This is a genomic window from Amycolatopsis rubida, assembly GCF_900115345.1.
Classification (GTDB): domain Bacteria; phylum Actinomycetota; class Actinomycetes; order Mycobacteriales; family Pseudonocardiaceae; genus Amycolatopsis; species Amycolatopsis rubida.
The window spans coordinates 47,850-70,721 of sequence record NZ_FOWC01000016.1 but is presented as its reverse complement, the minus strand read 5'-3'; the positions used below and the strand labels follow the sequence as shown (position 1 = coordinate 70,721).

Sequence of the window (22,872 nt, the reverse complement as noted above, 5' to 3'; positions counted from 1 at the left end):
GAGGAATTCGTGAATTGCGGAAAATGCGTCAGCGGTGCGGGCGGTCGCCGGCGGCGAGACTGCCGAGCAGCCCCAGCGCGGCCTCCGACGGACTGCCCGGATCCGCTTGGTACACCACGAGTTGCTGGCCGGAAGCACTGTTCACGGTCATCGATTCGTAGTGCAGGGCGAGCATTCCGACCAGCGGATGCCGGAACCGTTTCGATTCGCGCGTTTTCTGCCGGAGATCGTGGCGCGCCCACAACCGGCGGAAATCGGCGCTCTTGAGCGACAGTTCGCCGACCGCCTCGATCAAGAGAGGATCGTCCAGATCGGTGCCCGCCGCCGACCGCAGCCCGCCGACGGTGTTGACCGCGACCCGTTCCCAATCCGGGTAGAAGTCCCGGGCGCCGGGGTCGAGGAACACCAGCCGCAGCAGGTCGCCGCTGTGCTCGTGCCCGGCGAACAGCGCCTCGCCGAGCAGATTCGACGCGAGCACGCTCATGCACCGGCCGAGCACGACCGCCGGCGTCTGCGGCCACGCGTCCATCAGCTGCACCAGCCGCGGGCTGACGCGTTCCTTCGCGGGACGTCGCCTCGGCCGCTTCGGCCGGGCCAGCGAGTGCAGGTGCGCGAGCGCCTCGTCGTCGAGTCGCAGCGCCCGGCCGAGCGCCTCGACGACTTGCGCGGACGGCGTGCGCTCCCGGCCCTGTTCAAGCCGCACGTAGTAGTCGGTGCTCACCCCGGCCCGCTGCGCGACCTCCTCCCGGCGCAAGCCGCTGACCCGGCGCCGGGTGTCGGCGAGCACGTCCGCGTCCGCCGGAACGGTGGTGCCGCGCCGGGCCCGCAGGAACTCGCCGAGGAGGTTGCTGTCGCTCACGGTCCCAGGCTAGATCGGGGATGGCGGCCGGCGGGGGACGCAAAGGGGGTGTGGTTCTCCCACCCTCTGCGGTACCCCGCGACGCAGTGGTTCAAACCTTTCCGGGCGCGCTCTGCCCGCGCGCACCGCCGCCGCGGAACCGGCAGGCAGACTGTTTTGACTGGTCAGCGGCACCGGCCGACCCTGCTGAGACCACCCCCTCCACCGGAAGGCGAACCCATGCGCCGAACCCCGCTGATCCTGGCCGCCGTGGCCGCCGTGTCGATGGCCGCCGCGCCCGCGCAGGCAGCCGAAACCTGGACCACGGTGTTCGAGGACACCTTCGACGGCCCCGCGGGCACCGGTCTCGACCCGCAGAACTGGCTCTACGACAAGGGAACCGGCTACCCCGGCGGCGCGGCGAACTGGGGCACCGGCGAAATCGAGACCTCGACCGACTCGACGGACAACGTCTACCACGACGGAGCCGGGCACCTGGTGATCAAGCCGCTGCGCGACGCGAACGGCGCGTGGACGTCCGGCCGGATCGAAACCCAGCGCACCGACTTCGGCGCGCCTGCGGGCGGGCAGATGGAAATGAGCGCGACGATCCAGCAGCCCGACCCCGCGCACGGCCTCGGCTACTGGCCCGCGTTCTGGGCGATGGGCGCGGACGCGCGGCCGGTCGGCGCGACGAACTGGCCGAGCATCGGCGAGCTGGACATCATGGAGAACGTGAACGCGCTGGACCAGCACTCCAGCACATTCCACTGTGGACAGTGGGCGGGCGAGTGCCACGACCCGGACGGGATCAGCAGCGAGCTGCAGGACTGCGCAGGCTGCAAGTCCGGGTACCACACGTACGCGGTGGTGGTGGACCGCCGGGACGCGGCGGCGGAGGAACTGCGGTTTTCCTTGGACGGCAAGGAGACTTTCGCGGTGAAGCAGAACCAGGTGTCCGATGCCACCTGGAAGGCGGCGGTGGACCACGGGTTCTTCGCGATCTTCGACGTGGCGATCGGCGGGTCGTATCCGAACAAGGTGTGCGGGTGCACCAGCCCGGGAGCGGACATCACGCCGGGGGCGGGGATGAGCATCGACGCGTTTTCGGTGAAGGTCAGCGAAAGCTGAGTTTCGGCCACCGGTCCGGCAACGCCGGAAACCTCAAGCGGACGTGCGGAAATGCGTGCCCGGCCGGGCACGCGGCCGCCCCGCTGCCTCTCCGGACTACCAGAGTTGCCCTCCTGGCCAGGCTCCCGCGTGCCGCGTGCCGTCCCGGAGCGCGGTAGGTACCGTGATCACCGCAGCTACGGGCAGGGGGAACAAACGTGAGCAATCCATTGGTCGCGCCGGTGAAGGAGACCTCGGCGGTGGCCGGGGTCCCGTTGCTGGAGGACGCCACCGGGCTCAAGGAGGCGATCGAGAGCAAGAACTGGGCCGCGGTCGCGATCGGGGCCGTCGGCACCGCGATCGACGTGCTCACCGCGGTGATGGACCCGTTCGGCGCGATCTTCGCGGCCGGGGTCGGCTGGCTGATGGAGCACGTCGGCCCGCTCAAGGACGCTCTCGACGCGCTCACCGGCAACGCCGACCAGATCAGCTCCCAGGCGCAGACCTGGACCAACGTCGCCAAGGAACTCGAAGGCGTGTCCGGCGAGCTCGGCGAGCTGGTCAAGAAAGACCTCCAGAGCTGGGAGGGCGAGGCCGCCGACAGCTACCGCAAGAAGGCCGAGGACACCTCCGCCCTGATCGCCAGCGCCCAGAAGGGCTCCGAGGGCGCGGCCAGCGGGGTCAAGACCGCGGGCGAGGTGGTCGCGGCAGTGCGGTCGCTGGTGCGCGACACCATCGCCGACCTCGTCGGGCACCTGATCTCGTGGGCGCTGCAGGTGCTGCTCACCGCGGGGATCGGGATGGCCTGGGTCGGCCCGCAGGTCGCCGCGGCCGTCGCGAAGACCGCGTCCCGGATCACCGAGATCACCACCAAGCTGGTCAAGGCCCTCAAGGCGCTCATCCCGCTGCTGAAGAAGGCCGGGACGCTGTTCGAGGACGCGGGCAAGGCGCTGAAGGGCCTCAAGGGCGGCAAAGGCGCCCCGTCGCCGAAGCCCAAGGACATCAACGTCAAAGCCGAGGGCGGCGGCACCCGGTCCCACCCCGGCGGCGGCGAGGGCACGCACACCTCTGGAGCCGAAGGCGGCGGAGGACACCAAGGCAACACCGGAAACACCCACTCCAGCAACGCGGAGGGCAACCAGGGCGGCGGGCACGAAGGCGGCCAAGGCGGCACCGGGCCGCACGAGTCCGGCGGCAACGAGGTGCATACCTCCTCGACGCAGCAGCCGAGGGGCAACCCGAGCGAGAACGCGGCCGAACACCACACGGATCCCCACGAGATCAAGGGCTGCGGCGACCCGATCGACGTCGCCACCGGCGCGGTGTACCTGGTCCAGGAAGACCTGAACCTGCCCGGCGTGCTGCCGCTGACGGTGGAACGCACCCACCGCTCGACCTACCGCTCCGGCGGATTCTTCGGCCCCACCTGGTCCTCGACGCTGGACGAACGCCTGGAGATCGGCGACGAGGGCCTGCACTACGCCGCCCCGAACGGCGTGCTCGTGCGCTTCCCGTTCCCGCGAGGCATCGAGGCCGTCGCCACCGACGACGGGCCCTACCTCGCACTGCGCCGGGTCACCACCGGGTTCATCGTCGGCGACCCGCAGAGCAGCGTCATCCGCCACTTCACCGGCGACCCCGGCGACCGCGTCCTGCGGCTGCACGCGCTGGTCGACAGCTCGGGCAACCGGATCGACTTCCGCTACGAGGACGGCGTGCCGGTCGCCATGGAGCACTCCGGCGGCTACCGCGTGACGATCGAATCGGCGGACGGCCTGGTCACCGCGCTGCGCGTGCCGGACGCGCCGGTGGCGGTCCGGGAGTACCGCTACGACTCCGCCCGGCGGCTGGCCGAGGTCGTCGACGCGGTCGGCACCTCGCACCAGTTCCGCTACGACGCCGACGGCCGGATGGTGCGCTGGGACGACGTCAACGGCCGCTGGTACCGCTACCAGTACGACAGCGACGGCCGGTGCGTGCGCGCGCGGGGCGACGGCGGATACCTCGACACCGAGCTGTCCTACGACCGCGAGAACCTGGTCACCACGGTCACCGACTCGCTCGGCGCGGTCACCCGCTACCAGCTCGACGAGCAGCTCAAGGTCGTCGCCGAGACCGACCCGCTCGGCAACACCTCGACCACCGAGTACGACGAGTTCGGCCGGGTCACCGCCAGGACCGACGCGCTCGGCAACGCCACCCGCTGGGAATTCGACGCGCTCGGCAACGTCGTCGCGGTAATCCGCCCGGACGGCTCCCGGCTGGTCAACGAGTACGACGAGCGGGGCCTGCCGGTCTCCGCCACCGGCCCCGCGGGCGAGGTCTGGCGCTACGAGTACGACGAACAAGGCAGCCTGGTCAAGGAAACCGATCCGGCGGGCGGGGTCACCGCCTACGCCTACGACCCGGACACCGGCGCGGTGGCGACGCGGACCGACGCGCTCGGCGGCGTCACCCGGTTCGAATCCGACGCGGCGGGCCTGCCCACGAAGATCACCGCCCCCGACGGCGCGGTCACTCGCTACTCCTACGACGCGCTCGGCGCCATCACCTCGATCACCGGCCCGACCGGCGCGTCCGTGGAACGGGTGCGCGACGCGGCGGGCAACCTGGTCCAGCAGCGCAACACCGACGGCACGGTCAGCAAGTTCGGCTTCAAAGCGGCGGGCAACGTCGAGGAGTCGGTCGACCCGCGCGGCGGCGTGCACCGCGTCGAGTACGGCGCGTTCGGCCTGCCGCTGTCCGCGCAGGACCCGGACGGCGGCGTCCGGCGGTTCGGCTACGACACCGAACTGCGGCTGACGACAGTGACGAACGAACGCGGCCTGGTCTGGCGCTACGAGTACGACCACGCGGGCCGGGTCGTCGCGGAAACCGACTACAACGGCCGGGTCCTGCGCTACGGCTACGACGCGGCGGGACGGCTCGTGCGCCGGGTCAACGCGGCGGGGCAGGCGATCGACATCGAATACGACGCGCTCGGGCGGCTGGTGCGGCGCACCGCCGCCGACGACGTCGCCGAATTCGCCTACGACCACGACGGCCGGATGGTGCTGGCGCGCAACGGCGAGACCGAGGTCCGGTTCGAGTACGACCCGCTCGGGCAGCTGGTGTCCGAGTCGATCAACGGCCGCGTCGTGCGGTCGGAGTTCGACGCGCTCGGCAGGCGGACCGGCCGCCGCACGCCCACCGGCGCGCAGTCGTCGTTCGGCTACGACTCCGCGGACCGCCCGACCGCGATCACCACCGCGGGCCGCACCCTGCGGTTCGAATACGACGCCGCCGGGCAGGAAACGGCGCGCCGGCTCTTCGCCGGGACCGCGCCGGTGGCGGAGCTGCGGCAGGACTGGACCTCGACCGGAAGGCTGCGCGGGCAGACCGTGCTGCGCGGCGCGGCCACCGTGCAGCAGCGCGACTACCGCTACCTGCCGGACGGCAACCTGTACGCGACCGGCGATCTGCTCGCCGGGCCGCGCGCGTTCGAGGTCAGCTCCGGCGGCCGGGTCAGCGCGGTCAACGGCCCGGACTGGCGGGAGAACTACGGCTACGACGCGGCAGGCGCGATCACCGAAGCGGGCTGGCCGGGCGACCCGGCCGCGGCGGGAGCCCGGACCTACCGCGGCACCCTGATCGAGTCCGCGGGCGAGACCCGCTACACCCACGACGCCGAGGGCCGCGTCGTGACGCGGGAACGCCGCGGGCAGCGGTGGGAATACCAGTGGAACTCGGCGAGCAGGCTGACCGGCGTGCGCACCCCGGACGGCACGGTCTGGCGCTACCGTTACGACGCGCTCGGCAGGCGCGTCGCCAAGCAGCGGCTCGATCCGGCGGGCGCGGTGGCCGAGCAGATCGAATTCGCCTGGGACCACTACCGGCCCGCCGAGCAGGTGCACAGCGCCCCCGGCCGCCCGCAGGTCGCGACGGTGTGGGATTGGCTGCCCGACTCCGACCGGGTGCTCGCGCAGACCGAGCGGAAGCTCGGCGAACGCGTCGACGAACGCTTCCACGCCATCGTCACCGACCTGGTCGGCGCACCCGCCGAACTGGTCGACGGCACCGGCGCGCTCGCCGGGCACCAGCGCACCTCGCTGTGGGGCGCGGTCGTGGCCGAAGGCGGAACCGCGCGCACCCCGCTGCGCTTCCCCGGCCAGTACTACGACCCGGAGACCGGGCTGCACTACAACATGCACCGCTACTACGACCCGGAAACCGGCCGCTACCTCTCGCACGACCCGCTCGGCCTCAGCCCGTCCCCGGATTCGATGGCCTACGTGGACAACCCGACCGCCATGATCGATCCGCTCGGCCTCAGCCCGCTGCCGACCGAGCCGTGCCCCAAGAAGCTGAAGGAAATGGAGGAACAGCAGGCCGGCAACAAGCGCAAACGCGACGACGACGCCACGCCCGACGCGCCCCCGGCCAAGAAGGCGTCCACCGAACCGTCGAATCCGCCCGGCACCTACGGCAACCGCAACCCCGAGGCGGCCCGGATCGGAGAGAACCACGGCTACGAGTTCGACGGACACCTGACCAACCAGCACGAGCACGTCGGCGTCCACCAGGCCGCCGCGGACAACGGCAGCGGCCTGCCGCGGAAGCGTTCCGACGAAACGGACCTCGAGCACGCGGCCTACAGCTACACCGAAAGCCACGACTTCCACCGCAAGCACCCGGGCACCGGGAGCGGCAACCGGATGCACACCTCCGGCTTCACCAGCGGGAAAGCGCACGACGAACACCAGCTGAGCTACGCCTACGCGCAGCGGCGGGCCTACGAGCGCAAGGACACGTCGGATCTGCTGCAGCTCAACCAGATGGGCTACGCGCACATGGACGGCAAGTACACCCGGCCGACCTATCAGGTGCCGGGCCGCCAGCCGCACAACACCTATCTGAGCCCGCAGGAAAAGGTCTACCACGGCGACGACCCGAACCACGTTCACCATCCGGATTTCCACGACCCGAAACACGGCATCCACACCTACGGGAACAAAACCGAACGGGTCCCCGGCGAGCATTACCCGGACGGTTCCGAAGTGCGGCACCGGATCGAGAACACCGACAAGCAACGGGAGGATTCGGCCGCCGCTTACAAACAGCGGGCCGAGGACGCGAAGGCCGAACAGGAACGCCGCGACTACCTCACTGAGCACCGCAGCGAAATCGAAAACGGCAACGACGCCAAGCTCAAAAAGGACCTCAGCGACTTCGACGAGGAGCAGAAGTACCTGCGCGGGTCCAAGGACTCCTACCAGCACATGGTCGACGAGATGTACGGCACCGGCAAGGGCATGCCGTACAACCCCGCTCCGGGCACCAAGGAGTACGACGACATGGTCAAGAACGGGGAGTCCTTCGCGCGCACCGACCCGCTCACCGCGGGCGGCCGGGCCGAGGCGCATCTGGCCTACGAACAGCGTCAGACCGGCCAATACCCGCAGGGAACCGCCGACGAACTGCTCGACAAATGGGGATTCCAAGCCCCGAAGGACAAGAACGACCCGACGTGGCAGCGGTGGCAGAACGGCGATTACGACCCGCCGGAGCTGCGCAAATACGACGGCGAGACACCCATTTCCGCCGAGAAGCGCGCGGAGATGAAGGAAATGGAGGAAAAGGCGCTCGCGCAGCAAATGCGGACCCTGGACCTGGACCGTCGCGAGGGCAGGGGCTGACGCGCTTTCCGGCGCGGGATCAGCCCGCGCCGGAAAGATCCGTCGTCTCGGCCAGGCGGGTCGCCACGTCCAGCAGCGCGGCCGGGCGCGGGCCGTCCGCGCGCCACACGACGACGGTGCGCGCGGATTCGCCCTCCAGCGGCACGAACACCACACCGGTGCGGCGCAGGCTGTGCGCTGATCGCGCCAGCCGCGTCACGCCGACCCCGGCCGCGACCAGCCCCAGCAAGCCCTGCACGGTCGCGGTGCGCTGCACGACGTCCGGGGTGAACCCGGCCGCGGCGAAATCGGCGTCGTACTTGCGGTGCCAGGGATCCCAGGACGCACGCGGCGTCAGCACCCATGGCTCGTCCGCGAGGTCGGCCAGGCGCAGCGCCGAACGGCCGGCCAGCCGATGGCCTGCGGGCAGCACCGCGCAGACCTCCTCGGTCAGCAGGATGTGCGTCGCCAGACCGCCGACCAGCGGCGGGCGGGTGAAGCCAGCGTCGAAGCGGCCGTCCAGGACACCGTCGACGAGCTCCGCGATCGAGACTTCCGCGGTCGTGACGGTCAGTTCCGGGAGCTGTTCCCGCACCGCGCGCACCACCGGTGGCAGCAGGTAATTCGCGGTGCTGGCAAGGAAAGCCAGCCGCAAGGTGCCGATCTCGCCGCGGACCGCGCGAGCGACCGTCGCCACCGCGGCGTCGGCGCGGGCGAGCACCGCGCGCGCTTCGGGCAGGAAGAGCTCGCCGACCGGGGTGAGCCGGGTGCCGCGGGCGTCGCGGTCGAAGAGCTGCGCGCCGAGCTGGCGTTCCAGCACGGAAATCTGCTGCGAGAGGGACTGCTGCGCGATGTGCAGGGCCGCTGCCGCGCGCGTGAAGCTCGTTGTCTCGGCGACGGCGAGGAAGTAGCGCAGCTGCCGCAGCTCAGGGGTCACAGGCTGAGACTGTAGCCCGCCAGCGAACCGGTGTTGGCGGACCCCGGCAGGCGCGCGCCACGATCGGAGCCGGAAGAACCACTGGAGGGACTGCTCAATGACCAAGGAAACCGACGGCCGCGTCTGGCTGATCACCGGGTGCTCAAGCGGCTTCGGCCGCGAACTCGCCCGGGCCGCGCTGGCGGCGGGGGACCGGGTCCTCGCGACCGCCCGCACACCGGAGACGCTCGACGACCTCGTCGCGTCAGGCGGGGACCGGGTGCGCACCGCCGCGCTGGACGTCACCGACCCGGCCCGGATCGACGCCGCGGTGCGGACCGCGCTGGACGAGTTCGGCCGGATCGACGTGCTGGTCAACAACGCCGGCCACGGCACGGTCGGCGCGGTGGAGGAACTGACGCTGCCCGACCTGCGCGCGGTGCTGGAGGTGATGTTCTTCGGCGCGGTCGCGATGACCAAGGCCGTCGTCCCGCTGTTGCGGGAACAGGGGAGCGGCACGATCGTGCAGATGAGCTCGATGGGCGGACTGCTCGCGCCGCCCGCGTTCGGGGCCTACTGCGCGGCGAAATTCGCCCTGGAGGGCCTGTCCGAGGCGCTCGCGGCGGAGGTCACGCCGCTCGGGGTCAAGGTGCTTATCGTGGAGCCGGGCGCGTTCCGGACGTCGTTCGGCGGCACGGCGATGCACCGCTCCGGCAAGATCGACGCCTACACCGAATCGACCGCGGCCACCCGCGCCGCGATCGAGGGGATGGACGGAACGCAACCCGGCGATCCGGCGAAGGCAGCGGAGGCGATCCTGCGCGCGGTGGACGCGCCCGACGCACCGCTGCGGCTCGCGCTCGGCGGCGACGCGGTGGACGCGATCCGCGGCAAAATCGCCGCGCTGACCCAGGATCTCGACTCCTGGGAGAAGGTCAGCCGGGCCACCGCGCTGGACTGAGGCGCGGGGTCCCGGTCGGTGAAGGGCTCCTTGAGGGAATCAGGCTCCCTCAAGGAGCCCTTCACCGACGTGGAGACCCGGCGCCAGACCGGGCTACGGATAGTTCGGGACGTTGACCGGTTTGGTGCCGTCCGGGGTCACGTCGCCCGTGTCGTTCACGACGTGGGTGATCGTGCCGCGGTGGTTCAGCGACACCGTGAGCAGGCTGTGCAGCTTCACCCCGCCGTTGTCCGGCACTTCGAACGCGTGGTAGCTCGAAACCGCCGGGTTGGTGTCGAAGAAGCAGTAGCTGCCCAAGCCCCACGCTTCGTGCGACTTCACGTCCGGGCCGACCTTGTACGCGGCGTACCCGGCGGTGCCGGGCGCGGAATTCCACGAGCCCTGGTCCGGGACGTCGTAGGGCATTTCGTTCTGGAAGAAGATCGTCTTCCCGTCCTGGCCGTTCCACACGACCTGGAACTTCTGGTAATGCTCCACGAACAGCCCGGTCGCGGTCACGTTGTCGCCGTTGACGAGCACGCCGGTGTCGGCGGTGTTCGTGGTCCAGCCGACGGTGCCGCTGTTGCCGTGGTCGGCGCGCCACGCCCAGACGTGGTCGACGATCGTGTCGTCGCTGTTCACCGCCAGGCTGGTGGTCGCCTTGCCGGCCAGATCGCCGCCGACGCGGAAGAAGACGTCCTGCAGCGACGTCGGATTCGCCGCGTGGCTCGTGTGCTTGCCGCTTTCGCCGACGGTCAGCAGCGCCTGCGAATTCTGGGTTCCCGCGTCGAACAGCAGGCCCTTCACCCGCACACCGTCCACATCGGACACGTGCATCGCGTCGACGCCGTTGTCCGGGATCAGCGTCGGATAGCCGATGCCGAGCACCGTCGTGCCCGGCCGGGTCACGTTCAGCGTCTGGTCGAGGTGGTAGGCGCCAGGGGTGAAGAACAGGTTGCAGCCGGAGTCGAGGGAGCTGTTGATGCTCTCCGCGGTGTCGCCGGGCTTCACGACGCGGAACTGGCTCATCGGGACGGAATCGCCGGGGGTGCCGCCGTTCGCCCAGCTCGGCCCGGAAGCGTTCGTGCGCAGGGACGGCAGGAAGACGCGGTAGTTGCCGCCGTCGTCCACGTACAGGTACGGCACGTCGCGCGACACCGGTGTGGAGTCGAGCGTCGTTTCCGGCGGGTTCGGGAACGAATTGGCCGGCGCGCCAGTGGTCCCGGAGAAGACCATGTTCCACACGCCGCCGTCCCAGCTGCCCAGCGCCGAATCCCGCGTGTACCACTGCTGCTGCGAGACGGACGCGGCCTGCCCGGACACGCGGGTGTCGGCGACGTAGCCGCCGCTCGCGTAGCCGTAGCTGGCGGGGAACAGCTGCAGTCCGCCCTTGATGTCCATCCGGCGGAACGGCGCGGCCTGCGACACCGCCCACCGGTCGCTGCCGTTGGAGGGCGTGACGGCCATGTTCTCCGCCGAACGCCAGAAGTTCTGCAAGGCGGAACCCTGGTCCGACTCGTTGAAGGCGTCCACGGTGATGTCGCCGTTGATCTGGACGTCGTCCGGGTTCTGCCCGAGCCCGGCGACGGAGGTGTAGAAGCCGACGTTGTCGTGCACCGCGTAGGAGCCCGGTTTGAACAGGTGCGCGACGCGGCCCGAGCCGAACTGCGCGGCCTGCGTGTCCTTCTGCGCCTCGAAGTCCTTGTCCAGCTGAGCCTGGATCGTCGAGGAGGGCATTCCCGGGTCGAAAATGTGCACGTTCGGCCCGAAGTCCGGCTGGTCGGACTGGCCGGTGCAGCCCGCCTGCGCGGACGCTGGGGCCGCGGCGGCGGGCACGGCGAGCCCGGCCGCGGCGAGCAGGGCCAGCGCGATCAATGCGGGTCCGCGGGATCGGGACGGCCGCCCGGGTGGTCGATGAGTCCGGTTCACGTGGGGACACCTCCGCCGGTAGGGAATTTGCCAACTAGTTTGTGGTCGGCCACAACAAATTAAACGCCCAGCTCGGCGGTGCTGGTCACAAATCGGTCACGGTTGTCTGGACCACCTGGGCGATTCCGGCTATCGGAAAACTGTTCACGTCCGGGTGACGCAGCCAGCCTCGCGCCGCGTTGTGCCCCACGATGGGCCCTGGACCTGCCGCCGTGGAGATCGGAGTCTCGGTGACCCGGACAGCAACGGACAACCCCTGGCGGCTCGGCTTGGCCGCCGTCGGGTCGGCAGTGGCGATGGCATGCGGCGTCGCCACTGCCGGACCGGCCGCCGCCGCGGACTACTCGAAGGCCGGCGAGAACGTTGCCGGTTCACAGATTCTGCGGCACGAGGGCGTGCAAAGCGGGAGCCCGCGGCTCGACCCGGCGACCGGGCAGACCCTCGGCCACGACGTCAGCGGGCACCAGGGCGCGGTCGACTGGGGCCAGGCCGCCGGCGCGGGCGCCCGGTTCGCCTACGTCAAAGCGACCGAGGGCACCGGATTCGTGAGCCCGCAGTTCGACCAGCAATACAACGGCGCGCGCAGCGCCGGCCTGATCCGCGGCGCCTACCATTTCGCCCGCCCGGACGTCTCCAGCGGCGCTCAGCAAGCCGACTACTTCATCGCCCACGGCGGCGCGTGGCGCGGCGACGGCAAGACGCTGCCGGGCGCGCTGGACATCGAGTACAACCCGTACGGCGACGCCTGCTACGGCAAAAGCCAGGCCGACATGACCGCGTGGATCGCCGACTTCACCCACCGGTACCTGGCGAAACAACGCCGCAGCGCGATCATCTACACCTCGACGTCCTGGTGGAAGCAGTGCACCGGCAACGCGGGCGGGTTCGGCGACACCAACCCGCTGTGGCTCGCCCGGTACGCCCCGCAGATCGGCGAACTCCCGGCGGGCTGGGACAAGCAGAGCATCTGGCAGTTCTCGCGCACCGGCAGCCTGCCCGGCGACCAGAACTACTACAACGGCCCGATGAACCGCGTGGAGGCGCTCGCCAGGGGAGGCGGGTCGTCGGCGTGATCGCCTGAAAGCCGTACCGGGGGTCCGGTCGCAGCTGGATCACCGGGTGACTTTCGCGATCGGACTCTTCGACCTCTTCACCTACGCGATCCCGGGCGCCCTGCACCTGGCGGTCCTGGCCTACCTCGCCGGAGCGCCGCACTGGATCGACCTCGCCGCCGTCTCGCGCGGACCGGGCGTGGTGCTGGTGATCGGGGTCGTGGTGGCGAGCTATCTGCTCGGATACCTGGCGTACCCGATGGGCGCGCGGGCGGGACGGTGGCTGCCGCGGCGGCGGAAGCGGAACGCGAGGGAGGAGTTCCTGCGCCGGAACCCGTCCGCGCGCGGCCAAGCGTTCGTCGAGGCGGATTCGTTCCTGCTGCTTTCGGCCCTGCGACTGCACGACGCCGACGCGGCTCTGGAGGCGACCCGGCTGCGCACCGCCGGGCTGATGCTGCGCAATTCCAGCCCGGCGCTCGCGGTGGCGTTCCCGGCGCTGGTCGCACAGGGCCGGCTGATGTCGCACTGGGCGAGCGTGAAGACGCTGGAGCTCAGTTTTTGGGTGCCGGAGGTGGAGCGACCCTGATGCGTTCGACGAGTGCGGGGCCGCCGAAGACGGTCACGCCCGCGATACCGTGCCGGCGGACGTCGAGGACCGCGCAGCCGAACGGCTCTCCGTGCGGCTAACGACGGCCGCGGGCTGACCGTCGACGACCATCCGGTACATCCGCCAGCCGCCTGGGTCGCGACGCGGCGCAGCCAGGCGCGGACTGAGGACCGCTCCTCGAATCGGTTCCTTGGTTCCCGCTGGTCTCGGCTGGTCAGCTGATGACGGCTTCGTGCCAAGCGACGTTGGCGCCGAGTGCGGCGGTGAGACGGGCGATGGTCTGTCGGGTGCTGTGGTCGTTGACGTGCTCGGGCAGCCAGGCGCAGGCGAGGTAAGCGCCGGCGACGTCGGCGGCGGCGCAAGCGGCGGCGAGGCATTCTTCGATCCGGGCGAGGGAAGGGCCGGGGCCGGACGGGAAGCGCGCGCCGGGCAGTTCGGCGCTGTCGATGACGTCGATGTCGAGGTGGAGGTAGACGGGGACCGGGCCGAGCCGGTCGAGGGCGGTGGTGATGGCGGCGGGGTCGGCGGGCACGCGGCGGACTCGGCTGGCGGCGAGGGCGTCGTGTTCGGCGGGGTCGAGGTCGCGGGAGCCGGCGAGCACGACGCTGGTGTCGGGGACCGGACGCAGGCCGAGCGGGTCGTCGAACAGGCCCGCGGTGCGGCCGGTGAGCATGGCCAGTGCCATGCCGCCGAGATAGCCGCTGGTGGAGATCGCGGGGGTGTTGAAGTCGCCGTGCGCGTCGAGCCACAGCACGGCGAGGTCGCGGTGGCGTCGCTGCAGCGCGGCCACGGCGGCGCGGCTGGTGGGGCAGTCGCCGGAGAGCACGAGGGGCTTGGCGGCGCGGGCCACCGCGTCGGCTGTCGCCTGGTGCAGCAGGTTCATCCGGACGGGGACGGGGGCCGAGGGCAGGACCGGCGGGACGACCTGGGCCGCGGCGGCGGGTACGGGGAACTCCGGGAGGCGCTGGTCGAGATGCCAGGGCGTGACGATCAGGTCCCACGGGCCGTCGGGGCGGTGGTCAGCCACGAGATTTCTCGCTTTCGTCGTGGTCGGCGAGCAGGTCGAGCAGCCGTCCCAGTTCGGCGGCGCCGGCTCGCAGGTGTGCGGTGATTTCGGCGCTGGCTTCGCTCGGGCTGCCGTGCAGGGCGTCCAGCAGCCGGCGGTGGTCGTCGGTGGTGCGGCCGAGCTCGCGGCGGGAGCGTTCGGCCAGTGCGAGGGCGAGGCGTTGTTCTTGCTGGAGCTGCGCGTGGAAGCGGCGCAGCCGGGGGCTGCCGGTGGCGGTGACGAGCGTGGCGTGGAAGAGGCGGTCGCTGTCCAGAGCGGTGGCGGTGTCGTCCTGGTCGAAGGCGTGTTCGATCCGGTCGACCAGGTCGGCCAGCTTCCGGTAGATCGCCGGGTCGCGGTGCTCGGTGAGGGCGTCGGCGGCGGTGAGTTCGACGGAGATGCGGGCGGCGTAGATGTCGGCGACGTCCGGGCCGGTGACGTCCGCGACGACGATGCCGCGGTTCATCTGATACCGGACCAGTCCTTCGCTTTCGAGGGTCCGCGCGGCCTCGCGGAGGGTGCTGCGGGAGACCCCGAGTTCGGCGGCGAGCGCGGTCTCGCGCAACGGAGTGCCCGGCGGCAGCCGGACGGACAGGATCGCCTGCCGGACGGCTTCGGCCGCCTGCTCGGCGGTGCTGCGCCGCTGGATGCGCGCCCCCAGGCCGTCGATCGTCATCAGTCCTCCAGTGCCGCGCTCGTTTGAGCTGACCGTGTGGACTAGATTGCCAGATTGTCCGACAATCGGGCAAGACTTGGGGGCAGGCGAAAAGTCCCGGCCGCGAAGCGCGGCCGGGACTCCGGAATGAACTGCCTCAGCGACCCCGGAACCGAGCCGCCAGCGCGGCGATCGGCGACCGCCGGCCTCGCAGGGGAACCTCGCCGGAGGTGATGTCCGCCAGCAGCGTCGCCACGGTTTCCTTCGCGCACGTCCGGTTCGCGCCGATCCCGCCCGACGGGCCGCGCTTGATCCAGCCCACCACGTACGCACCGGTCCGGCCCTCGACCCGGCCCGCGGTGTTCGGGATCGTTCCGGCGGCGTCGTCGAAGGGGAGCCCGGGCACCGGGCGGCCGCGGTAGCCCACCGCGCGCACCACCTGGCCGGCGGCGATCTCGACCGGTCCGGAAGGCGCGCCGACGCGCAGTCCGCGCACCTGCCGGTCGCCGGTGATCTCCGCCGGGGCCGAGTGGAACCGCAACACGATCCGGCGGGGACCGTCCGCGGGAGGGGCGGTCCAGTCGACCGTTTCCCGGGCCAGGTCCTTCAGCAGCGCGGCTTTTCCGGTGCCCGCGTCGATCGCCGCCGCGGTGCGCGGGTCTTCGGTGTCGACGACGAGCGGCACATTCGCCCGCTGCGCCAGCGCGATCAGCTCGGGCGAGGTGTAGGCGGCGTCTTCCGGGCCGCGCCGGGCCAGCAGCACTACCTCGCGGACCTTGCTGGAGCGCAACCGTTCCAGCGCGTGCGGGGCGATGGTCGTGCCGTCGAGATCGTCCGGGTCGGCGGTGAGGATCCGGGCGACGTCCAGCGCGACGTTGCCGGTGCCGATCAGCACGACTCGCTCCGCGGAGAGGTCGACCGCGTGCGCGGGGACGTCCGGGTGGCCGTTGTACCAGGCGACGACCGTCGTCGCGGCGAGGCTGCCGGGCAGGTCCTCGCCGGAGAGGCCGAGGGTGCGTGCGGAAGAAGCGCCGACCGCGTAGATCACCGCGTCGTGCCGCTCGGCCAGCTCGTCCACCGTCACGTGACGGCCGACCTCGACGCCGAGCTTCAGCTTCAGCCGCGGGTGGTGGTGGAACCGCGAGAACGCCTCGCCGATCCGCTTGGTGTCCGGGTGGTCCGGGGCGACGCCGAAGCGCACCAGACCGCCCGCGACCGGCAGCCGGTCGATCAGCGTGACGCGCGCGTTGGTGTGCAGCAACAGGTCTTCCACCGCGTACATCCCGGCCGGGCCGGTGCCGACGACGGCCACGTCCGCGGGCTCGAGGTCGCTCGGGATGTCCCGGTCGAACGCCGGCGGGCCCCAGCGGTGGAAGTTCGGCGCCGGGTTCGCGGCGACCGGCGGGCGGTCGGCGAAGAAGTCCGCGTTGATCCCCGCGTAGACCTTCATCGAGTCGGTCAGCAGGTCCACCGGGAAGATCGCGTCGACCGGGCACGCGTCGGCGCACGCGCCGCAGTCGATGCAGGCCGCCGGGTCGACGTAGAGCATCTCGGTGGTGCCGAAATCCGGCTCGTCCGGCGTCGGGTGGATGCAGTTGACCGGGCAGACCGACACGCACGTCGCGTCGTTGCAACAGGTCTGGGTGATCGCGAAGGCCATGTCAGATCAGATTCGCCCGCTTGTAGAACACCAGCGCCGGCTTCGTGAGCAGCCCGCAGGAGCCGAGGAACTCCATCAGCCCGGCACAGCTGGAGCGCATCATCGACTTGTGGTGCTCGTTGGCCTTCGCCTCGCGCAGCGCGCGCTCGGCGTCCAGCCCGGCGTTCTTGTACACGTCGCGGTTGACCATGCTGCTGACGATGAAGTACGACGCGATCGCGATGACCAGCGCGTTGAACTGGCGGCGCAGCGCTCCCGCGCCCTCCAGCTGCTCGCGCGTCTCCTCGCGGGCGAACTTCATGTGCCGCGACTCTTCGACGACGTGGATGTTGTTGATAGTGCGCACGAACGGGACCACGCGCTCGTCGCGCATCCAGTCGCGCTGCATCACGTCGAGGACCTCTTCGGCGACCAGGATCGCCGCGTACGCCGCTTCGCCGCCGGCGACCGCCTTGAAGACGCGGCCCAGTTCGACGGCGAGCTTGCGCGGCCGGTACGGGGGAGCGCCGAGCTTCTGCGCGCCGCGGGCGAACATGATCGAGTGGCGGCATTCGTCGGCGATCTCGGTGAGCGCCCACTGGAACGCCGGGTCGGTCGGGTCCTTGGCGTAGAAATCGCGCAGCACCATCTGCTGCAGGATCATCTCGAACCAGATCCCGGTGCTGGCGACCGACGCCGCCTCCTGGCGGGTCAGCTCCTTCTGCTGCTCCGGGGTCATCTCGGCCCAGTAGCTCGTGCCGTAGAGCGTGCTCCACTCCGGGCTGGCCCCGTGGAAGTCCTTGTCCAGCGGGGTTTCCCAGTCGACCTCGGTGGCCGGGTCGTAGGACAGGGTCGCGGAGGAGTCGAGCAGCCGCTGCGCGGTCTCGTGCCGGCCGGACGGGGCCGCTTCCGGTGCTCGCTGCACGTCTGCGCTGGTCATTCGGTCCTCCCTGAGCGACATTGATTAGGCGTTACCGCGATTCACTGTTACCTAAGGTAACACCTAACTGGCCGTATCGCGAGGGGCACCGGCGAACCGCGTGTCGTCCGTTCGGGCAATCGGGCCGGGGAGGGGCCGCTGACCTGGCAGGATGAGCCGAGAATGTCTTCCTGACCTCGGAGGAACCGCCGTCGTGACGCAACCGCCGCAGCCTTACCCCGGCATGGAGCCGCAGCAGTACTCGCCGCTGCCGCCTGCTTACGGAGGACAGCCCGCTCACAGCGGCCAGTTCCCGGCGCAGCCGCCGCCGACCGCGTACTTCGGGGCTACTGCCATTGCCGCGGCGACGCTGGCCTCGGTCATCGGACTGGTGGGCACGATCGGCTTCGTCGTGGCGGTGATCCGGATGGTCGGCCATCCGTCCTCGGGCAGGCTGCTTTCCAGCGGTATCGCCGGCGTGGTGGACCTGGCGATCGCGGCACTGACCGTCGCCGGCGCGATCGGGCTGTTCAGGCGCTCCCCGGCGGGCCGGATCTGCGTGCTCGCCGGCGGCGGCCTGGCAGTGCTGGACATCGTCGTCTTCATGATCGTCGGCCTCGGCTCCAGTTTCGTCCGGAGGAGCGCGCCGCCGACCCTGCAGATGACCTTCCCGAGCGGGTTCCTGTGGCTGATCGTCCCGGTGGCCGCCCTCGTGCTGGCAGCGCATCGGGCGACCGGCGCGTGGCTGCTGCGCAAAACCCGGCCGGCGCCGTACCACCCCGGCTGGTGACCGGCCGCGAGGAGATCCTCCGCACGTCTCGGCTGCGGCTGACGACCTGGCTGCCCGAGGATCTGGACGATCTCGCCGCACTGCACGCCGATCGCGAAGTCATGCAGCACATGACGAGCGGCCCGCAGACCCGCGAGGCGACCCGGGAACGGCTGGAGCGGTTCATCGCCGAGCACCGGACGCGAGGCTGGTCGAAGTGGCGGATCGAAGGCGCGCCGGGATTTCTCGGCCGGGCCGGGTTCGGCCTCGCCCATCGCAGCGGGCACCGGGAAGTCGGCTACCTGCTGGCCCGCGCGGCGTGGGGCGCTGGTCTGGCGACGGAGCTGACGCGGGCGCTCCGGCAGTGGCACGACGACCACCCGGAGCCCGCTCTCGCACCCGGGCTGCGGGCGTATGTGCTGCCCGGAAACGCGGCCAGCTGCCGGGTGCTGGAGAAGGCGGGGTTCCGGGCGGTCGGCGAGGAGGACGGCCAGCTCGTGTTCGAGTCAGGCTGATCGGCGCAGCCGGGGCAGCACCGCCAGCCACAGCAGCACGGTCGCGACGCCGTACGCCGCAGTCATGGTCAGGCTCATCGACAGCGGCGTGGTCCCGCCCAGCGACACCAGCGGCGCGACGACCGGCCCGATCGCGAACGACGAGGTTCCGAGCAGCGCCGCCGCCGTTCCGGCTCGTTTGCCGTGGTTGGCGAGGGCGAGCGCGTTGCCGTTCGCCTGTGTGGTTCCGCCCGCGAACATCAACAGCGCCAACGGAATCAGCAGCGCCGCCAGCCCGGCCCCGAACAGCACCGCGCCCGACATCGCCACAGCTGCCGCCGCGGTGAACGTCGTGCCCAGCACGTACATCCGGACCGGTCCCGCACGCCGTACCGCCGCGCGGTTCACCTGCGCGCCGAGCACCGACATCACCGCGTTCGCCGCGAAACACGCGCTGAACAGCTGCGGCGACAACGAGAATCCGTCCTGGAGCACGAAGCTGATCGACGCCAGGTAGGTGAAGAACGCCGCTCCGCCACAGGTGCTCACCAGCAGGAAACCCAAGAACAGCGGGTCTTTCAGCAAGATCCGGAACTCGCCGCCGCCCTGGCGCGGATGTCGTGCCTCGGGTGGCAGGCTCTCCGGCAGCGCGGTCGCGGCGACGATCAGCAGCGCCGCCCCGATCCCGGCCAGGACGCCGAAGATGCCGCGCCACCCGATGACGGCCGCCAGCTGGCCGCCGATCACCGGAGCGACGATCGGCGCCAGCGCCCCGACGGTGGTCAGCAAGGCCAGCAGGCGCACCAGTTCGACGCCCTCGGCGAGATCTCGCGCGACAGCCAGCGACAGCACGATTCCGGCCGAGCCGCACAGTCCCTGGAGGAACCTCGCCGCGAGCAGCACCTCGATCGACGGCGCGAACGCGCACACCACGGACAGCACGGCGAACAGCCCGGTCCCGGCCAGCAGCGGACGCCGCCTGCCGAACCGGTCGCTCAGCGGGCCCACGACCAGCTGGCCGAAGGCGAGTCCGAGCATGCAGGCAGACATGGTCGCCTGCGCGAGGCTCTGCCCGGCGTCGAGGTCGTCGGCGAGCTGGGGGAGTGCTGGCAGGTAGAGGTCCATGGAGATCGGGCCGAAGACCTCCAGCAGCCCCAGCACGACTGCCATCCGGAGCGCGCCTGGACGTTTGTTCGGCAACACCGGCTCGACCAGGTCTGCTTCGGTCTGGAGTCGCTTCATCCGGCGCGCAGGATCCGGCGCAGCCACGAAAGCCGGGTCGCGACCGCGGAGCGGGAGACTTCCGCGTCGGGGGAGAAACCGGCGAAACCGTGGTAGCCGCCCGCCCAGACGTGCAGTTCCGCCTGCCCGCCGGTAGCCCAGATCCGCAGGGCGTACTCGGTGGTCTCGTCGCGGAAGATCTCCGCGGCTCCGACGTCCAGGTACGCGGGCGGGAGGCCGGACAGATCGGTCATCCGGGCCGGGACCGCGTACGGCGACGCCGCGTCGGTGCCGCGCGCCGGGCCGAGCAGCGCATCCCAGCCGGTGTCGTTGTTGTTGCGGTCCCAGGCGCCGATTCCGTTGTACTGCCGGGTCGACACGGACTCGTTGCGGTCGTCGAGCATCGGGCACGCCAGCAGCTGCCCGGCGAGGGCTGGGCCGTTGCGGTCCCGGGCCAGCAGGGCGACGCCCGCGGCCAGGCCGCCGCCCGCGCTGGCGCCGGTGACGACGATGCGCGCCGGGTCGATGCCGAGTTCGCCGGCGTGCTCGACTGTCCACACCAGACCGGCATAGCAGTCCTCGACGGCGGCGGGGGCCGGGTTTTCCGGAGCCAGCCGGTATTCCACCGAGATGCCGACCGCGCCGAACAGCAGGACGTCGTCGATCAGGCCGTCGAGACCGAAGAACCGGTTGCCCAGCACCATTCCGCCGCCGTGAATGCTGTACAGGGCGGGCGCGCCGGCGGCACCCGCGGCGGGGCGGGCGACGGTGAGCACGATGTCCGGTGCGCCCTCGGGGCCGGGGACGGTGTGCTCGGTCAGTTCGACCGGGCGGTCGCCGGCGATCTGCTCGGCGGACGGGATGATCGTCGCGAAATGCGCGCGGTTGGCCAGGATCGTGTCGGCGCGCAGCGGGATTCGCTCGACCAGGTCGAGGAACGCGGCGAGGCCGGGCTCCAGTTCCGGGTCGTAGGGCACCGGAGGGACGCTCATCGGCCTGCCTTCCCGAAGATCCGGCGCAGCCAGGAGTTCCGGGTATCGAGGGCGGCCTTGCTGATCGGCCAGTCCGGGACGTACATGTCGAATCCGTGGAAGGCTCCCGCCCACACGTGCAGTTCGGCCTGTCCGCCGGTCGCCCAGATGCGCAGTGCGTAGTCGGTGTCCTCGTCGCGGAACGGTTCCGCGCTGCCGACCTCGATGAACGCCGGGGGCAGGCCGGACAGGTCGGCCGCGCGGGCCGGGGCGGCGTAGGGGGAGACGTCGACGGTGCCGACCGCGTCGCCCAGCAGAGACTGCCAGCCTGCGAGGTTGGATTCCCGCGTCCACGTGCCCAGGCCGGGGTACTGCTGGCTCGCGACGGTCGTGTTGCGGTCGTCGATCATCGGGCACAGCAGCAGCTGGCCCGCGATGGCGGGGCCCTTCCGGTCGCGGGCGAGCAACGAGACTGCCGCGGCGAGACCGCCGCCCGCGCTGCCGCCCATCACCACGACGCGCGCCGGGTCGATGCCGAGTTCGTCGGCGTGCTCGACTGTCCACACGAGACCGGCGTAGCAGTCCTCGACCGGCGCGGGGTGCGGATGCTCGGGCGCGAGCCGGTATTCGACGTTCACCGCGACGACGTTCAAATCCAGCACCAGTGCCAGCAACCGGCCCACGTCCATGTTGCGGTGGCCGACCATCATGCCGCCGCCGTGGATGTTGTAGAGGACGGGAAGCACGCCGTCGCTTTCGTGCGGGGACAGGATGGTGATTTCCAGGTCCGGCGCGCCGTCCGGGCCGGGGATCCGCTGCTCGACGACGGTCACCGGAGCGTCGCCGACGGCTTCCGCGGCGGGCGGGAACATCTCGGCCATCGCGCGGCGCAGGCCGGGGATCGTCTCTCGGGTGAACGGCGGCGCGTCGGCCGGGACGATCTCGGCGAGCGCGGGCTCGATCTCCGGGTCGAACGGGACGGGGGGATAGGTCAAGGCAGCCTCCTCGGGCAGGGCGGGCGAGTTCTGCGGCGGCGCGGGCGGCGCCAGGTGCGGTACGTGAGGGGGACCCTGACGGAATCAGATTCCCTCAGGGTTCCCCTCACGTCCGTAAACGGGGCTCAGGGACCTTCGGGGTCGACGGCGTCGCGGTCGGCCCAGAACGGCTCCGCCAGCGCACGGATCCGCTCGGCCCCGACCTTCTCGACCAGTTCGACCGCGGCGAGGTTGTCCTCCAGCTGCTCCATCCGGGTCGCGCCGAAGAGCGTCGTGACGTTCGCCGGATGCGTCAGCGTGAACGCGACCGCGAGCCGCGCCGCGCTCGTGCCGAGTTCCTGCGCGGCCTGCACGACTTTGGGGGCGTCGCGGGTGATCCGCTTCCGGACGTCGCCGGGGTCGCGGCCGATCTCGCGGGTCAGCTTGGTGCGCCCGGCGAGGATGCCGCCTTCGAGGACGTCCGAGGCCTGCATGACGAAACCGTCGGCGAACAGCCGGGCGAACGGCTCGCCGTCCGGAATGGACCGGCGGCCGATGCTGTACTTCAGCTGCGCGATCTGCGGACCCGGCACTTGCAGCGCTTCGGCGATTTCGCGCAGCCGCGCGATGTTCCCGGCCGACCAGTTGTTGACGCCCCACGCCCGGATCAGCCCGGAGCGGGTGAGCCCGGCGAGGTCCTCGACCAGGTCCTCCAGCGCGACGTCGTCACGGCGCAGGTCGCCGAGGATCACCAGATCCGCGACGTCGAAACCGCCGCGCAGGAACGCGTTTTCCAGTTGTGGCCGGAATCCCCGGTCGCCGAAACCCTCGATCCACAGCTTCGCCGAGACCAGGTAGTCCTCGCGCGGGATGCGGGCGGCGCGGATGATCGCGCTCCAGAGAACGTCGGTGAAGACCGGCGGGTGGCCGGGCATGCCGTAGACGCCGACATCGAACAGGTTCACGCCGGCCTCGACCGCGGCGCGGACCATCGCGACGGCGTCGGCGAAGTCCATCCGGTCGTAGGTATGCCACGAACCGAGCGACAGCAGCGAAACGTCCAACCCGGACTTGCCGACCTTCCGGCGGGGCAGGGGCGAGGATGCGGACACGAGACCTCCTTGGCTCGTAAGGGGAAA

18 protein-coding genes are annotated in these 22,872 nt (G+C 71.0%); 7 read left to right on the top strand and 11 right to left on the bottom strand.

Translation table 11 applies throughout. The features are described from left to right. Positions 1 to 28 precede the first annotated feature (28 nt). Entirely contained in the window at positions 29 to 859 is an 831-nt protein-coding gene (locus BM362_RS38435; RefSeq protein WP_067585511.1) for a helix-turn-helix transcriptional regulator, read from the bottom strand. A gap of 219 nt (positions 860 to 1,078) precedes the next feature. Here BM362_RS38435 and BM362_RS38430 point away from each other — a divergent pair, with 219 nt between their 5' ends. Both BM362_RS38430 and BM362_RS38425 read left to right on the top strand, forming a co-directional pair. Then, positions 1,079 to 1,969: a glycoside hydrolase family 16 protein gene (locus BM362_RS38430; RefSeq protein WP_067585508.1), complete on the top strand. Its 891-nt coding sequence runs from the start codon at positions 1,079 to 1,081 to the stop codon at positions 1,967 to 1,969. 197 nt (positions 1,970 to 2,166) lie between these two features. Continuing rightward, positions 2,167 to 7,623 (top strand): RHS repeat-associated core domain-containing protein, encoded by a 5,457-nt coding sequence (locus BM362_RS38425; RefSeq protein WP_067585505.1) that lies wholly within the window; start codon positions 2,167 to 2,169, stop codon positions 7,621 to 7,623. Between the two features lie 19 nt (positions 7,624 to 7,642). On the opposite strand, the gene BM362_RS38420 is transcribed toward BM362_RS38425, so the two are convergent. Further along, on the bottom strand, positions 7,643 to 8,539 hold the full coding sequence (locus BM362_RS38420; RefSeq protein ID WP_093576499.1) for a LysR family transcriptional regulator: 897 nt from the start codon (positions 8,537 to 8,539) through the stop codon (positions 7,643 to 7,645). Between the two features lie 97 nt (positions 8,540 to 8,636). Between BM362_RS38420 and BM362_RS38415 the strand changes: the two genes are divergently transcribed. Continuing rightward, positions 8,637 to 9,479 (top strand): oxidoreductase, encoded by an 843-nt coding sequence (locus BM362_RS38415; protein ID WP_093576498.1) that lies wholly within the window; start codon positions 8,637 to 8,639, stop codon positions 9,477 to 9,479. A 93-nt stretch (positions 9,480 to 9,572) separates the two neighbouring features. Here the strand turns inward: BM362_RS38415 and BM362_RS38410 are convergent, their stop codons facing one another. Continuing rightward, a complete protein-coding gene (locus BM362_RS38410; protein ID WP_425285760.1) occupies positions 9,573 to 11,333 on the bottom strand; it encodes a hypothetical protein in 1,761 nt (586 codons plus the stop codon). A 350-nt stretch (positions 11,334 to 11,683) separates the two neighbouring features. Between BM362_RS38410 and BM362_RS38405 the strand changes: the two genes are divergently transcribed. Together BM362_RS38405 and BM362_RS38400 are read left to right on the top strand one after the other, a co-directional pair. Then, positions 11,684 to 12,460, top strand: coding sequence for a lysozyme (locus tag BM362_RS38405; RefSeq protein WP_067585692.1), 777 nt, complete (start codon positions 11,684 to 11,686; stop codon positions 12,458 to 12,460). Between the two features lie 46 nt (positions 12,461 to 12,506). Next, positions 12,507 to 13,025, top strand: coding sequence for a hypothetical protein (locus BM362_RS38400; RefSeq protein WP_167545593.1), 519 nt, complete (start codon positions 12,507 to 12,509; stop codon positions 13,023 to 13,025). 235 nt (positions 13,026 to 13,260) lie between these two features. Here the strand turns inward: BM362_RS38400 and BM362_RS38395 are convergent, their stop codons facing one another. The 4 genes from BM362_RS38395 to BM362_RS38380 form a co-directional block, all read right to left on the bottom strand. Then, positions 13,261 to 14,073, bottom strand: a complete 813-nt coding sequence (locus BM362_RS38395) for an arginase family protein (protein ID WP_093576495.1) — start codon at positions 14,071 to 14,073, stop codon at positions 13,261 to 13,263. Next, on the bottom strand, positions 14,066 to 14,767 hold the full coding sequence (locus tag BM362_RS38390) for a GntR family transcriptional regulator (RefSeq protein ID WP_093576494.1): 702 nt from the start codon (positions 14,765 to 14,767) through the stop codon (positions 14,066 to 14,068). Before BM362_RS38390 ends, BM362_RS38395 begins: the two co-directional genes overlap by 8 nt. 136 nt (positions 14,768 to 14,903) lie before the next feature. Next, the gene (locus BM362_RS38385; RefSeq protein ID WP_093576493.1) at positions 14,904 to 16,406 is read right to left on the bottom strand and encodes an FAD-dependent oxidoreductase; all 1,503 of its coding nucleotides are present in this window, start codon (positions 16,404 to 16,406) and stop codon (positions 14,904 to 14,906) included. Between the two features lies 1 nt (position 16,407). Next, positions 16,408 to 17,325, bottom strand: a complete 918-nt coding sequence (locus BM362_RS38380) for an AurF N-oxygenase family protein (RefSeq protein ID WP_067585480.1) — start codon at positions 17,323 to 17,325, stop codon at positions 16,408 to 16,410. 193 nt (positions 17,326 to 17,518) lie between these two features. Between BM362_RS38380 and BM362_RS38375 the strand changes: the two genes are divergently transcribed. Beyond that, a complete protein-coding gene (locus BM362_RS38375; protein ID WP_067585477.1) occupies positions 17,519 to 18,094 on the top strand; it encodes a hypothetical protein in 576 nt (191 codons plus the stop codon). Beyond that, positions 18,091 to 18,588, top strand: a complete 498-nt coding sequence (locus tag BM362_RS38370; RefSeq protein ID WP_067585474.1) for a GNAT family N-acetyltransferase — start codon at positions 18,091 to 18,093, stop codon at positions 18,586 to 18,588. The genes BM362_RS38375 and BM362_RS38370 overlap by 4 nt, the downstream gene beginning before the upstream one ends. On the opposite strand, the gene BM362_RS38365 is transcribed toward BM362_RS38370, so the two are convergent. The 4 genes from BM362_RS38365 to BM362_RS38350 all read right to left on the bottom strand — a co-directional run bounded on the left by BM362_RS38365 (position 18,580) and on the right by BM362_RS38350 (position 22,845). Beyond that, complete coding sequence (locus BM362_RS38365; protein WP_093576556.1) at positions 18,580 to 19,809, bottom strand: multidrug effflux MFS transporter; 1,230 nt, start codon at positions 19,807 to 19,809, stop codon at positions 18,580 to 18,582. The genes BM362_RS38370 and BM362_RS38365 overlap by 9 nt on opposite strands. Continuing rightward, entirely contained in the window at positions 19,806 to 20,780 is a 975-nt protein-coding gene (locus BM362_RS38360) for an alpha/beta hydrolase fold domain-containing protein (protein ID WP_093576491.1), read from the bottom strand. The genes BM362_RS38365 and BM362_RS38360 overlap by 4 nt, the downstream gene beginning before the upstream one ends. Further along, the gene (locus tag BM362_RS38355) at positions 20,777 to 21,754 is read right to left on the bottom strand and encodes an alpha/beta hydrolase (protein ID WP_093576490.1); all 978 of its coding nucleotides are present in this window, start codon (positions 21,752 to 21,754) and stop codon (positions 20,777 to 20,779) included. The genes BM362_RS38360 and BM362_RS38355 overlap by 4 nt, the downstream gene beginning before the upstream one ends. Positions 21,755 to 21,879: 125 nt before the next feature. Continuing rightward, positions 21,880 to 22,845: an aldo/keto reductase gene (locus tag BM362_RS38350; protein ID WP_093576489.1), complete on the bottom strand. Its 966-nt coding sequence runs from the start codon at positions 22,843 to 22,845 to the stop codon at positions 21,880 to 21,882. Positions 22,846 to 22,872 lie beyond the last annotated feature (27 nt).